Below are 14,237 nucleotides of genomic sequence, written 5' to 3' on the forward strand. Positions count from 1 at the left end.
ATAGGATTCTATAAAAAAACAGGGAGCCTTAGCTCCCTGTTGCGTATTGCTAATTAAATGATTAGCCGAACTGATTCATGGTGTTGTCTTTACCACCGGCTTTAAGTGCCGCGTCTCCGTGGAAAAACTCTTTATGGTCGTCGCCAATGTTAGAGCCGGCCATGTCCTGGTGGCGTACAGTGGCGATGCCTTGGCGAATTTCCTGGCGCTGAACTCCTGCGACGTAGGCCAGCATGCCTTCATCGCCAAAGTAGCCTTTAGCCAGGTTGTCCGTAGACAGCGCCGCTGTGTGATAAGTCGGTAGGGTGATTAAGTGGTGGAAAATACCGGCTTCACGAGCGCCATCGCGCTGGAAGTTACGTGTCCACTCATCCGCTAGCTGGCCAAGCTCTGTGTTGTCGTATTCAACACCCATCAGCTTGTCACGCTGGTAAGCGGATACATCTTTGCCTTCCTTTTCCCACGCATCAAATACTTGCTGGCGGAAGTTCAGTGTCCAGTTAAATGACGGTGAGTTGTTGTAAACCAGCTTGGCATCGGGCACTACGTCGCGGATGCGGTTAACCATGCTGGCAATTTGGCCGACGTGGGGTTTCTCGGTCTCAATCCACAGCAGATCGGCACCGTTTTGTAGGCTGGTGATACAGTCAAGTATAACGCGGTCTTCACCAGTACCTGGTTTGAACTGGTAGAGGCCCGACGCCAAACGCTTCGGCTTAACCAGTTTGCCGTTTTGTTTGATAACCACATCACCATTATTGATGTCGTTAGCGTTTTCAATGACATCGCCATCTAGGAAGCTGTTGTACTGGTCGCCTAAGTCGCCGGGTTCATTAGTCACTGCGATTTTTTGGGTCAGGCCTGCACCCAGCGAGTCGGTGCGCGCTACGATAACGCCGTCTTCGATGCCGAGCTCAAGGAAGGCATAACGCACCGCATTGATTTTTGCCAGGAAGTCTTCGTGGGGAACGGTGACTTTGCCATCTTGGTGGCCACACTGCTTCTCATCGGAAACCTGGTTTTCAAGCTGAATGCAGCAAGCGCCCGCTTGGATGAATTTTTTGGCCAGCAAATAAGTTGCTTCAGCATTACCAAAACCAGCATCGATATCAGCGATGATCGGTACGATATGCGTCTCGTAGTTATCGATTTTGCTGATCAGCTCTTGTTCTTTAGCGCTATCGCCTGATTGTTTGGCATCATCCAGGGCACGGAATAGGTGGTTAAGTTCCCATGCATCTGCCTGCTTTAAGAAGGTGTAGAGCTCTTCAATCAGATCAGCGACCGATGTTTTTTCATGCATAGACTGATCGGGTAGCGGGCCAAACTCAGAGCGCAAGGCGGCCACCATCCAGCCTGACAGGTAGAGATAGCTGCGCTTAGTCGTACCAAAGTGCTTTTTAATGGAAATCAGTTTTTGTTGACCAATAAAACCGTGCCAGCACCCCAGAGACTGCGTGTATTTAGACGTGTCGGCGTCGTAGGCCGCCATGTCATCACGCATGATTTTTGCTGTGTAGCGTGCAATATCCAAACCGGTATGAAAACGGTTCTGAGCACGCATGCGTGCAGCGTATTCAGGTTTGATCGCTTCCCATTTGCCGCCTTGAGCTTCGCGCAGTTGGGCCATTGCTTTGATATCGTCGAGCAGTCCTGACATAGCTGTTTCCTCCGGGGTCATGATAGCTATTCGCAAGTTAGCTTATTCTTATGCTGCACCTGCGAAGATGTGTTCAGCATTATCGAAATTCGCTGCGCTGTCTCTACGCCAATTGTCTCTGAGCAAAACGTCTCTTAGTCAAACGTCGCGGTTAGAGAGTTATGGTTGTTGAGACCTTAATTGCAGCGTTTCCGGCTTGGCTAAGTTGAATATTGCGCCATAACGCTGCGGTGCAATAACTATCAACGAGAACAGTGCGTTCAACAATTGTCACTTGGGGGCAGAAGGGGTTGTAACTCGACTACAGGAGCGTAGCAAAACGCTCTGTTTGTGTAGTCGTTTTTCGTCAGATGAGCTGAAAAGGGGCAAAAAAAAGCGCCATATAGTAAATGGCGCTCCCATTAATTGGTCACAATGGTGGTGAAAAAAGGGAGCTACAGCGTTAGTAGCATCTCCCGATGAGGTATTCCGGCATCCATAAAGGTGCCTCCATGCGCTATAAACCCCAAGCGCTCGTAAAATGCGAGGGCGTGTAACTGGGCGCTCAGCGCTACATGCGTATGGCCTGCTTCTCGGGCCGCCTGGATGGCAGCTTCCATGAGCTGATAGCCAATGCCAGCGCCACGCGCGCTATCTAGTACCGCGACGCGCCCAATATGACCGTCGGGCAGCAGTCGAGCAGTCCCCACTGCTTGATCTTCAAAGTAGGCAATGAAATGACTGCTCTCGTCGTCACGGCCATCCCACTCCTCTTCTTGAGGTACGCACTGCTCTTCGATAAACACTACGCGACGAATCTCGGAAGCAGTGTCTTTTAGCGTATGCCAATCACCGCTAACGATCGTTGTAGTCGACACAGCTACTCCTCGTCATCCTCTTCGCCCATGAAGCCCAAGCTTCCAGTGTTTACCAACTGTGTTATCAGCGCTGCCGCCCCTTCAATGGCAAGTACGTCTTCGTGCATTGGGGATGGGGCAGCAAGCCGCCTAGCAAGCTCTTGCGAACAAACATGCCCGTCACCGTCGACAAACAGTGTGGTGCCAGAGGCATCGCTACGCCAGGCAAAGCGGGAGCCCGGCATATGAAACAGTGGTTCACCGTCCTGTAGTTGCGCAACAAGGTCAGCTTCACCCATTGGCTCTTCAAGGGGGACTACTTGGTCAATATATTTCGGTTGGGTCATGACGCGACCAAACCACTGGGCTATTTGTTCAGGATTATCCAAAGTGGAAAGCACAAACTGACGCATACGCTCAACGGCAGCATCATCTAGTTCACCGGCTAGGCTAGCAGGGGCCATGCCTGCATCACTATAGCGATGAGAGTCAGAAAGCTGCTCTCCGAGGTAGTCGGCATAAGACGTGATGGCTTCATCCGCTGAGGGGGCCCTAAATCCTACCGAGATAGTCATGCAGTCGTCGGTTTGGCTAACACCGTGGTGCGCCCAGCCGGGAGGAAGATAAAGCATGTCGCCCGGCGCCAGCGTCCAGTCGGAGTCGGCTTCGATCTCAAAGGTTTCAAGAATACGTAGATCGATTCCTTGGATAATGGGCGCGTTGTCTGGCTGCTTACCACCTAATTGCCAGCGACGGTGGCCGCTAGCCTGTAGCAAAAAGACATCGTATTGGTCGATATGCGGGCCGACGCTACCGCCGGGCGGCGCATAGCTAACCATGATGTCATCCAATCGCCAGCGGGGTAGGAAATCAAATTCATCCATGAGTGCAGCGATAGACGGTACGTAGTGATCGACGGCTTGAACGAGTAGGCTCCAGTTGCCTTCTGGCAACCGCTCAAAGGTCGCGTCGTCAAATGGGCCGTGGGAAACCTGCCAGGGGCCGTCAGGCCCATTTTCTTCTACAAGCCGCGCTTCTACGCCGGGTTCGCAGGCAAGTCCGGCAAGCTCATCAGGATCGATGGGGCTAATAAAGTCGGGGATAGCGCCACGAATCAGCAGCGGCTTCTGTTGCCAGTAATTGGCCAAGAAGTCTTCGGGCGTTAGATCGCCCAGCAATGTGAGTGTCTTATCGTGTTGGCTCATGACGTTATCCTAGTTCAAATGAGCGCTGCGCTTTACTAAGAGCGCAGTGCGTCGTTTAGAGTGCAGCAAGCCGTTGGCTAAGTGCTTCGGCTTGAGCCTTCGCATTACCAATATAGCTGGCAGGAGAGAGGGCTTTCAGCTCATTTTTGACTGACTCAGGCAGCTCAAGCGTATCAATAAAAGCAGCAAAACCTGCTTGGTCAATACGCTTGCCTCGAGTCAGTTCTTTAAGCTTTTCGTAGGGCTTTTCGATGCCATAGCGACGCATGACCGTTTGGATTGGCTCAGCTAGCACTTCCCAGCTGTTATCCAGGTCTTCTGCAAGGCGTTCTGGATTAGCTTCCAGTTTGCTGATGCCTTTGAGACTGGCGTGATAGCCAATCAGACCGTAAGCCAAGCCAACACCTAAGTTACGCAGTACAGTGGAGTCAGTCAGATCGCGCTGCCAGCGGGAAATCGGTAGTTTCTGTGCTAAATGACCAAGCACCGCATTAGCAAGGCCCAGGTTACCTTCCGAGTTTTCAAAGTCGATCGGGTTAACTTTGTGCGGCATGGTGGATGAACCAATTTCGCCTTCAACGGTACGCTGCTTGAAGTAACCCAGCGAAATATAGCCCCATACGTCGCGATCAAAATCGATCAAAATGGTGTTGAAACGGCACACCGCATCGAAAAGCTCGGCAATATAGTCATGTGGCTCAATCTGCGTGGTGTAAGGGTTGAAGCTTAAGCCCAAACCTTCCACGAAGGTGCGTGCGTTGGCTTCCCAGTCAATGTCTGGGTAGGTCGTCAGGTGGGCATTGTAATTACCCACAGCACCGTTAATTTTACCTAGAATCTCAACGCGTTCGATTTGCTTGAGCTGACGCTTCAAACGGTAAGCCACGTTAGCCATTTCTTTGCCCAGCGTTGTGGGGCTGGCGGTTTGCCCGTGGGTACGCGAAAGCATTGGCTGGGCCGCATGGGCAATGGCCAATTTGGCAATCTCATCGGCTACTTCATTTAGAGTAGGTAAAATGGCTTTTAGGCCATCTGCCAGCATGACGCCGTAGGATAGATTGTTGATGTCTTCGCTGGTGCAGGCGAAGTGAATAAATTCGGTGACCGCATTGAGTTCGGATTGCCCAGCAATCTTCTCTTTCAAGAAGTACTCAACCGCTTTGACGTCGTGGTTGGTGGTTCGCTCAATTTCTTTAATGCGTTCGGCATCTTCGACAGAAAAGTCACGAATCAACTGCTCGAGAAAAGCAGTCGCTTCCGCTGATAGCGGCGGTACTTCGACAATTTGACTGTGGTCCGCAAGGCGCTGCAGCCAGCGCACTTCCACAATCACGCGAGCACGGATAAGACCGAATTCGCTGAAGTGCTCCCGTAGTACGGCGGCTTTTGTGCCGTAGCGTCCATCAACGGGGGAGAGGGCGGTCAAAGCAGAGAGTTGCATGGCTTGGTTTCCAAGGTGGTCTGAAGTCAATTAATCGAAGTGCGATGTGTCGAAGCGCAATATGCCGAAGTGCCTAAATGGTCTGCAGGCGCGTTAGCCAAGGCTATCAAGCGCGCGTCTCAGCGCTTTGCGCTGGAAAACAAGCTTCCAGCGACGGCCGCCTTGCTGATGCCATAGCAGCGCAAAACGAATTCCCGCCATTAAGCAGGCGCGCACCCTTTCGGGCATCATGCGAGTTTGCAGTAAAGAGGGATCGCCCTGAACCACGATGCGGGTTTTGAACGTCGAAATGGTTTCTTGATAGGCGTCGCCAAGACTGGCAACCACATTCTCGTGTGTGCTACCGAAATGCTCCGCCTGCCCCTGTACATGGGACAGCTTTTGACCGAGTAAATCCATCATATGGCGGTCAGTGCGAAGTTTATTCATTAGCAGCAGTAGCGAAAAACCGTAGCGGAGTACCACCGGGTTGGCTTGCTTGCGGCCGACCAGGGCTTCGAGTGTTTCTAACCCACGGCGTAGGTTGTTCGGGTGGCCACCGTAGATAGCCTCAAAGCTTTCCGGGTTGGTGTCTACAGTGGCATTGATCAGCGTTTCCCAGGCGCGGGGGTCTACTTGCCCGGTGCGTGCGAGTTCGTCTACTAAGCTAGCGGATTGAAAGACGCCGGCCAGTGCCAGTGCTTGGCGGGCGGCTTGCGAATCCGGCGCGCGATGAATAGGGGTAGCGCTCATGCAGCGGCCTCCGTCGTGTTCCAAGTGGCGCGAATAACGCCGCCGCCTAAGCAAATATCACCATCATAAAGTACCAAGGACTGACCAGGTGTCACCGCCCATTGGGGATCATCAAACACCACCTCAACAGTGCCATCGGGCAACGCACGGATTTCACACGGGCAGTCGCTTTGACGATAGCGGGTTTTGGCGGTGTAACGGCCCCGCGCGGCAGGCGGTTCTCCTGCTACCCAATCCATGTTTTCAGTGGCTAGAGCATTGGTGAACAGTAGGTGGTGGAGCTTACCCTGGACGACAATCAATACATTGCGCTCCAGGTCTTTGGCCGCTACGTACCATGGGTCTTCCGAATAGTTGGCTAGGCCACCAATGCCAAGCCCCTGACGCTGCCCCAGTGTGTAGTACATAAGCCCCATATGCTTGCCAATGGTGTCGCCTTCGGGCGTTTCAATATTACCGGGCTGTGCGGGCAAGTATTGCTGCAAAAAATCACGGAAGCGGCGCTCGCCGATAAAACAAATACCAGTAGAGTCTTTTTTCTTGGCGGTAATAAGGTCGTGCTGTTCAGCCAGTGCACGAACGGCTGGGTTTTCCAGCTCACCGACAGGAAATAGGGTGCGAGCAATCGCCGCTTCAGGCACCGCGTGAAGGAAATAGCTTTGATCTTTATTGCTATCCACACCTTTTAGCAGACGCGGGCGACCTTCACGAATCCCTTGGCGAACATAGTGTCCGGTCGCGATTTTGTCAGCGCCCAACATTTCGGCGTATTCAAGAAAGACCTTAAATTTGATCTCGCGGTTGCACAGGATGTCGGGATTGGGCGTTCTGCCCGCTTTATATTCGGCTAAAAAGTGCTCGAAGACGTTGTCCCAATACTCGGATGCGAAATTGGCTGTATGCAGCTTAATACCCAGCTTCGCACACACGGCCTCGGCATCGGCTAGATCTTCTTTTGCCGTGCAGTATTCGGTGCCGTCGTCTTCATCCCAATTCTTCATAAACAAGCCCTCAACTTCGTACCCCTGTTGGAGTAGAAGGAGAGCAGAAACCGACGAATCAACGCCGCCCGACATGCCAACAATGACTTTTTGGGTCTCAACGGTTTCGGGGATAGACGTACCATGGGTGGATGTCATTGGCATCCTCAGTTGAAGTGGTGTGCAATTGGGCGCTGATTATACACGATGGAGGCTTGATGCTTCGAGTGCTTCACTCGTGAATCACTGTCAGGGGATAGCAGCGGCCGTTAATGGCGTGTTCGATGCGCTTAAGCACTAGGGGGCTACGCAACCGACCGGCATCGCTGAGGGCTTTGATGTCATTCAGGGTGAGCCAGTGAGTGGCGGTGATGTCGCTATCAATGGGTGACGACAGCATGACGTCTGGTGTCGCTATAAAACCATGACTATGAAAGGTAAGGCCTTCTGGCGTGTGGAAGACATAAAGGCCTAAGTAGTCGGTTAGCGTCACCTGCCAAGCGGTTTCTTCTTGTACTTCGCGCAAGATGGCTGCCATCGGGCCTTCGCCTGGCTCTACATGTCCAGCCGGTTGGTTAAACACGGTTTGCCTACCGCCGCGGGCTTCTTCCACCATCAAAAAGTGGTCATTGCGCTGAATCACGCAGGCAACGGTACTTCTGATGATGGCGTTTTTAATCATCTCACTGCTCATTTGGAGTGCCTGTGCCGAGGAGCGCCGCTACGCTTGGGCGCTTTAGTTGGGCGTGGAGCGTGTAGTGTTTCTTTGCGCCACTCGCCTGGGGCCAAGTCGCCAAGTTGCCATGTGCCAATCGCCGCGCGTACCAATCTCAACGTAGGAAACCCTACATGGGCGGTCATGCGCCGTACTTGGCGGTTGCGGCCTTCGCTAATCGTTAGCTCTAACCAACTGGTGGTTGGGTGGCGTTTGGGATCAATCCTTGGGTCGTGTTGCGCGATGGCGGGGGGCTCAATGCGCCGCGCTTTTGCTGGTTTGGTTGGGCCATCTTTTAAGGTGATGCCGTTTTTCAGGGCGTTAATCGCCTCATCATTAATATGTCCTTCGAGCTGCACCCAATAAGTTTTGGGCTGCTTGTGACGAGGATGGGCGATACGGTGAATGAGACTACCGTCATCGCTTAATAACAGCAGGCCTTCCGAGTCATAATCAAGTCGCCCAGCGGCGTAAACGCCCGGCACATCTATAACATCGGCTAATGTGGCACGGCCTTGTTTATCGGTAAACTGAGAGAGCATACGATAGGGTTTATGCAGTAAATATAAAGTACTCATAATCTCTTCAGGGGGGTGTCCTTGATTTGTCGACAATCTCTCATGCGATTAAAATGCAGCGCTGGTATACTTTGACGCTAATCCTTCAGACGCAGTTCTTGAAAAGCAGCCTTTGAATAGCGTTTACGTCGTGCTGGAGTTGTCGTAGTTATCACTGAAAGAACCACCGTAAAAACCACCGATTGATAACCGGGAAAGCCAAATAAAATGGCCCCGCCTGCTTCGCGGCATGGTCTCTCGTTGAAGAAGTCGCGCCGCTCAGGATCTTTATAATCACAGCGAAAGAAAAAAAGAGGTTAACGCAAAATGTCTAAAACGCCGAAGATCATTTACACGCTCACCGACGAAGCGCCTGCGCTCGCGACATACTCTTTGCTACCGATTATTGACGCTTTCACCGATGCTGCTGGTATCGAGGTGGAAACCCGGGATATCTCCCTGGCGGCTCGCGTTCTCTCTTTATTTCCAGACTACTTGACTGAAGAGCAGCGTATTGAAGACCACTTGGCCGAATTGGGTGCACTTGCCAAGGTTCCTGAAGCCAATATCATCAAATTACCGAATATCAGCGCCTCTATGCCGCAGCTGCGTGCTGTGATCAAAGAGCTGCAAGAACAAGGGTACAAGCTGCCTGAGTATCCGGACGACCCAAGCAGCGATGAAGAGAAAGATATCAGAGCGCGCTACGACAAAGTCAAAGGCAGCGCAGTTAACCCTGTATTGCGTGAAGGTAATTCCGACCGTCGCGCACCGAAAGCCGTGAAAGAGTACGCCCGCAAGTATCCGCACTCTATGGGGGAGTGGAGCCAGGCGTCACGTACCCATGTTTCGCACATGCATAGTGGCGACTTCTACCATGGTGAGAAGTCGATGACCCTGGATCGCGCCCGCAACGTCAAGATGGAGCTGATCACCGCCAGCGGTGAAACCAAGGTGCTCAAGCCTCGGGTCGAGCTGCTGGAAGGCGAAATCATCGACAGCATGTTTATGAGCAAGAAAGCGCTGCTGGATTTTTACGAGCGTGAAATCGAGGATGCGCGTGAGACCGGTGTGATGTTCTCATTGCACGTAAAAGCGACGATGATGAAGGTCTCGCACCCCATCGTGTTTGGGCACTGCGTCAAAATTTTCTACAAGGACGCCTTTGAGAAGCACGGTGAGCTCTTCAAAGAGTTGGGTGTCGATGTTAACAACGGCATCGCTAATCTCTACGATAAAATTGCGACCTTGCCAGAATCTCAACGTGATGAAGTCATTAGTGACTTGCATGCGTGCCATGACAAGCGCCCAGAGCTAGCAATGGTTGATTCGGCTCGCGGCATCACCAACTTCCACTCACCCAGCGATGTAATTGTTGACGCTTCAATGCCGGCGATGATTCGTGCTGGCGGTAAGATGTACGGTGCTGATGGTCGTCTCAAAGACGTCAAAGCCGTCATGCCTGAGTCGACGTTCGCGCGTATCTATCAGGAGATGATCAACTTCTGTAAGTGGCACGGCGCGTTTGATCCGGCCACTATGGGTACCGTTCCTAATGTTGGTCTGATGGCGCAGAAAGCCGAAGAGTATGGCTCTCACGATAAGACCTTCGAGGTGCCGGAAGATGGTGTTGCTAACATCACTGACCTGGACACGGGCGAAGTACTGCTGTCGCAGACTGTGGAGCAGGGCGATATCTGGCGTATGTGTCAGGTCAAAGATGCACCGATTCGCGATTGGGTGAAGTTGGCGGTTGAGCGCTGCCGTGATTCTGGTATGCCGACGGTATTCTGGCTCGACCCTTACCGCCCGCACGAGAACGAGTTGATCAAGAAGGTCAAAACGTACCTCAAGGATCACGACACTGATGGGCTTGAAATCCACGTCATGTCTCAAGTTCGGGCGATGCGTTACACCCTTGAGCGTGTGATTCGTGGTCTCGACACGATCTCTGTGACAGGTAACATTCTCCGCGATTACCTGACCGACCTATTTCCGATTCTCGAGCTGGGCACTAGTGCCAAAATGCTTTCCATCGTGCCGTTGATGGATGGCGGTGGTCTGTTTGAAACGGGCGCTGGTGGTTCCGCACCCAAGCACGTTCAGCAGTTGCTTGAAGAAAACCACCTACGTTGGGACAGCCTTGGAGAGTTCCTGGCTCTAGTTGCTTCTTTGGAACACCTCGCCAAACGTTTTGGTAATGACCGTGCTAAGCTGCTGGCGAAAGCGTTGGATGAAGCTAACGGCAAGTTCCTTGAAAGCAATAAATCACCTTCACGCAAAGTGGGTGAGCTTGATAACCGTGGAAGCCACTTCTATCTGGCGCTGTATTGGGCAGAAGCATTGGCAGCGCAGGATCAAGACGCTGAACTGAAAACACGCTTTGCTCGTTTGGTAGAAACGCTGAAAGCCAATGAAGCTACGATCATTGAAGAGCTAAACAGCGTGCAAGGACAGCCTGTTGATCTCAAGGGTTACTACCACCCGAACGGAGAGTTGGCTAGCCAGACTATGCGCCCGAGTAAGACGCTCAACGAAGCGCTTGCGATGGTCGCGAACGGTTAAGGTCTTAAATTACAAGCAGTCTGTGTGCAGCCCGCTGGGCAACGCGCATGAAAACGCTGTGATATCCCTCGCCCGCCTTGGTGGGCGAGGGTTTTTTGTCTTATTTAGTATGCTAATTTTGTATTTTCCATGAACCCTTGCTGGTTACGGGCGTCCTACTGTGGTGAGCAAAATCAGAGTAATCAAATCTAGCGAAATTAAATTTAGAGCAATTCAAGCTAGGATGGATGATTCAAGCGCTGTAAGACACCACCCGCCAGCTAAGAGACGATAAACCTTGCTGCTTATGCCTAATACAGACAGCCTATACATCGTGGCTACCCTGCACGCAGGAATGACTCGGCCTGATGCGCCTGAATATGATGATGACCTAGCCGTTCAGCCGGCTGAGCCCGAACTTGCTCGGCCACCGTTGTACAAAGTGATACTTCATAACGATGATTTCACGCCGATGGAGTTTGTCGTCGAGGTATTACAGGAATTTTTTAACATGGATAGTGAACAAGCGGTGCAGGTGATGCTTGCGGTACATACCCAAGGCAAAGCCACGTGCGGTATCTTTACACGAGATATTGCGGAAACGAAAAGTTACCAAGTCAATGAATATGCCCGCGAATGCGAGCATCCTTTAATGTGTGATATCGAAGCTGCTGACTGAAAGCGTTGAAAAAAATTAGCGATGGGCCTTGCAAGTGCGCCATTTGTACCCGATGTTGAAAGTGCCGGTCGATTAAACTGATCCGACGCAAGCCCTAGGTGGCGACACGCCCTAGGTAGTAGCGAAAAGGGGACTGCCATGCTGAGCAAAGAACTTGAACTTACCCTGAACACGGCCTTCACCGTGGCTCGCTCAAAGCGCCACGAGTTTATGACCGTTGAGCACCTGCTCCTGGCGTTGCTGGATAATGCGTCAGCGGTTGACGTGCTGAAGGCGTGTGGGGCGAATCTCGATAAGCTGCGGTCCGATCTGCAGGATTTTATTAATTCGACCACGCCATTAATTCCTGAGAGCCAAGCGGATCGCGAAACACAACCGACGCTTGGGTTTCAGCGCGTATTGCAACGTGCGGTCTTCCACGTGCAGTCATCTGGAAAGAGTGAAGTCACCGGTGCCAATGTGCTGGTGGCTATTTTCTCTGAGCAGGAAAGCCAAGCCGTCTACTTCCTTAAACAACAGAGTGTTGCGCGGGTAGACGCGGTTAACTACATCGCTCACGGTATTTCTAAAGTGTCGGGTCATGGGCCTACTCCATCACCGTCTTCTCAAGAGAGCGAAGACGCTGAAGAGGGTAGTTCTGAAGGGGCTGCGCATCCATTAACCGGTTACGCTACCAACCTGAACGAGCAGGCGCGCCAAGGCAAAATAGATCCGTTGATTGGCCGCGACCATGAGCTTGAGCGCGTTGTACAAATTCTTGCTCGTCGTCGTAAGAATAACCCGCTGCTGGTCGGCGAAGCAGGTGTTGGTAAAACAGCTATTGCGGAAGGTTTGGCAAAGCGCATTGTTGAAGAAGACGTGCCTGACGTTATTGCCGATGCAGTGGTTTACTCGCTTGATATGGGGGCGTTGTTAGCGGGTACTAAATACCGTGGCGATTTCGAAAAGCGCCTGAAAAGCTTGCTAAGTGAACTGCGCAAGCAGCCTAACGCCGTGCTCTTTATTGACGAGATTCATACCGTAATAGGGGCGGGTGCTGCCTCTGGCGGCGTGATGGATGCGTCTAACTTGTTGAAACCACTACTATCTTCCGGTGAGTTGCGTTGTATCGGTTCGACAACGTTCCAAGAGTTTCGCGGCATTTTTGAGAAAGATCGCGCCCTGGCTCGCCGGTTCCAAAAAGTGGACGTACTAGCGCCTTCTGTGGATGACACCATCAAAATCCTCAAAGGGTTGCGTTCGCGCTTTGAAGAACACCATGAGCTTAAGTACACCGATGGTGCGCTAGAAAGCGCCGCTCGTTTGGCCGACCGCTACATCAACGACCGTTACCTGCCCGATAAGGCCATCGACGTGATTGATGAGGCAGGCGCGCACCAGCGTATGCTTCCGCCAGAAGTGCGGGCTAACACCATTGATGTTGAGCAGGTAGAAGCGGTAGTGGCGTCTATTGCACGTATTCCACCGAAGAGTGTTTCAAGTTCTGATCGTAAGTTGCTTGAGAAGCTCGACCGCGACTTGAAGATGTTGGTGTTTGGTCAAGATGAGGCCATCGATACTCTTTCCGCTGCCATTAAGCTTTCCCGTGCCGGTCTGAAATCGCCGGACAAGCCAGTAGGTAGTTTCTTGTTTGCTGGCCCAACCGGCGTTGGTAAAACCGAAGTGGCTAAGCAGCTGGCGCATATCATGGGTATCGAGCTAGTCCGCTTTGATATGTCGGAATACATGGAACGTCATACCGTTTCACGCTTGATTGGTGCCCCACCAGGCTATGTGGGCTATGACCAGGGCGGTCTGTTAACCGAAGCCGTTACCAAACAGCCGCATTGTGTGTTGCTGCTAGATGAAATTGAAAAGGCGCACCCTGAAGTATTTAACCTGCTACTGCAGGTTATGGATCACGGTCGTTTGACAGACAACAATGGTCGCGAGGCGGACTTCCGCCACGTTATCCTGATTATGACCTCTAACGCAGGGGCAGAGCAGGCATCACGGCGCTCTATCGGTTTCCAAAGCCAAGACCACTCAACCGATGCGATGGAAGTGATTCGCCGTACCTTCTCGCCTGAGTTCCGCAACCGCTTGGACGGTATTATCCAGTTCCATGCGCTGCAAACATCTGTTGTGCGTAACGTTGTCGATAAGTTCCTGATCGAGCTACAAGCACAGCTAGACGAAAAGCGTGTGCAGCTTGAAGTCGATGATACAGCGAGAGACTGGTTGGCGGAGAAAGGTTACGATCCGGATATGGGGGCGCGCCCGATGGCCCGCTTGATCCAGGAAAAACTGAAGAAGCCGTTGGCTGAGATGATTCTATTTGGCGAGTTGGCTGATCAGGGTGGCATCGTGCACGTTAGCCTTGAAGAAGGCGAGCTGCACTTGTCAACTGAGTCAGAGATGGCGGATGCGCCCTGAAAAGGGCGCTAAGGACACCTAAATCTCACGCCTAAGTCCTCAACCCATGCCTCACTAAAGCACAGCGCCCTGTCATACGACGGGGCGTTGTCGTTTCCAGAGAGCGGCGCCGTACTTACGCTATATTTGCAGTCATGATGCGTGCATGCGCGGGCAGTGTTTGCTTGAAGGCGTTACCAAGGCTTAGCGCGAGCGATAAACAATACGGCCTTTTGACAGATCGTAGGGCGTCAGCTCTACTTTTACCTTGTCGCCTGTCAGGATACGGATGTAGTTTTTGCGCATCTTGCCTGAAATATGAGCGGTAACGACATGGCCGTTTTCCAGCTCAACACGGAACATGGTGTTGGGAAGGGTATCAACAATAACGCCTTCCATTTCAATATGATCTTCGCGTGCCATATAGGCAGATCCTCACTTATTTAACGTAATGGTTTGGTCTAATTAGTCACTTCAATGGGCGTCGTCAGGTG

At 52.2% G+C, this 14,237-nt stretch carries 12 protein-coding genes; 3 read left to right on the plus strand and 9 right to left on the minus strand.

From position 1 onward, the window contains the following. Positions 1 to 61 precede the first annotated feature (61 nt). The 8 genes from REH51_RS14490 to REH51_RS14525 all read right to left on the minus strand — a co-directional run bounded on the left by REH51_RS14490 (position 62) and on the right by REH51_RS14525 (position 8,147). Positions 62 to 1,660, minus strand: a complete 1,599-nt coding sequence (locus tag REH51_RS14490) for an isocitrate lyase (RefSeq protein WP_009722557.1) — start codon at positions 1,658 to 1,660, stop codon at positions 62 to 64. Between the two features lie 434 nt (positions 1,661 to 2,094). Next, positions 2,095 to 2,517, minus strand: a complete 423-nt coding sequence (locus REH51_RS14495; protein ID WP_009722558.1) for a GNAT family N-acetyltransferase — start codon at positions 2,515 to 2,517, stop codon at positions 2,095 to 2,097. A 2-nt stretch (positions 2,518 to 2,519) separates the two neighbouring features. Beyond that, positions 2,520 to 3,701, minus strand: a complete 1,182-nt coding sequence (locus REH51_RS14500; RefSeq protein WP_498936156.1) for a JmjC domain-containing protein — start codon at positions 3,699 to 3,701, stop codon at positions 2,520 to 2,522. A 55-nt stretch (positions 3,702 to 3,756) separates the two neighbouring features. Then, a complete protein-coding gene (gene purB, locus REH51_RS14505; RefSeq protein WP_009722560.1) occupies positions 3,757 to 5,142 on the minus strand; it encodes an adenylosuccinate lyase in 1,386 nt (461 codons plus the stop codon). Between the two features lie 93 nt (positions 5,143 to 5,235). Next, positions 5,236 to 5,874, minus strand: coding sequence for a high frequency lysogenization protein HflD (hflD, locus tag REH51_RS14510; RefSeq protein WP_009722561.1), 639 nt, complete (start codon positions 5,872 to 5,874; stop codon positions 5,236 to 5,238). After that, positions 5,871 to 7,013 (minus strand): tRNA 2-thiouridine(34) synthase MnmA, encoded by a 1,143-nt coding sequence (gene mnmA, locus REH51_RS14515; RefSeq protein WP_498936158.1) that lies wholly within the window; start codon positions 7,011 to 7,013, stop codon positions 5,871 to 5,873. The genes hflD and mnmA overlap by 4 nt, the downstream gene beginning before the upstream one ends. A 73-nt stretch (positions 7,014 to 7,086) precedes the next feature. Continuing rightward, entirely contained in the window at positions 7,087 to 7,536 is a 450-nt protein-coding gene (locus tag REH51_RS14520) for an NUDIX hydrolase (protein ID WP_009722563.1), read from the minus strand. 8 nt (positions 7,537 to 7,544) lie between these two features. Continuing rightward, positions 7,545 to 8,147, minus strand: coding sequence for a pseudouridine synthase (locus REH51_RS14525; protein WP_009722564.1), 603 nt, complete (start codon positions 8,145 to 8,147; stop codon positions 7,545 to 7,547). Between the two features lie 306 nt (positions 8,148 to 8,453). Here REH51_RS14525 and REH51_RS14530 point away from each other — a divergent pair, with 306 nt between their 5' ends. The 3 genes from REH51_RS14530 to clpA all read left to right on the plus strand — a co-directional run bounded on the left by REH51_RS14530 (position 8,454) and on the right by clpA (position 13,764). Beyond that, complete coding sequence (locus tag REH51_RS14530; protein WP_009722565.1) at positions 8,454 to 10,691, plus strand: NADP-dependent isocitrate dehydrogenase; 2,238 nt, start codon at positions 8,454 to 8,456, stop codon at positions 10,689 to 10,691. 334 nt (positions 10,692 to 11,025) lie between these two features. Then, a complete protein-coding gene (clpS, locus tag REH51_RS14535; RefSeq protein ID WP_038486582.1) occupies positions 11,026 to 11,349 on the plus strand; it encodes an ATP-dependent Clp protease adapter ClpS in 324 nt (107 codons plus the stop codon). Positions 11,350 to 11,487: 138 nt separating this feature from the next. Continuing rightward, positions 11,488 to 13,764: an ATP-dependent Clp protease ATP-binding subunit ClpA gene (gene clpA / locus REH51_RS14540; protein WP_009722567.1), complete on the plus strand. Its 2,277-nt coding sequence runs from the start codon at positions 11,488 to 11,490 to the stop codon at positions 13,762 to 13,764. Positions 13,765 to 13,947: 183 nt separating this feature from the next. Here clpA and infA read toward each other — a convergent pair whose 3' ends face one another. Then, a complete protein-coding gene (infA, locus tag REH51_RS14545; RefSeq protein ID WP_007111068.1) occupies positions 13,948 to 14,166 on the minus strand; it encodes a translation initiation factor IF-1 in 219 nt (72 codons plus the stop codon). Positions 14,167 to 14,237 lie beyond the last annotated feature (71 nt).

This window comes from Halomonas bluephagenesis (assembly GCF_054790765.1).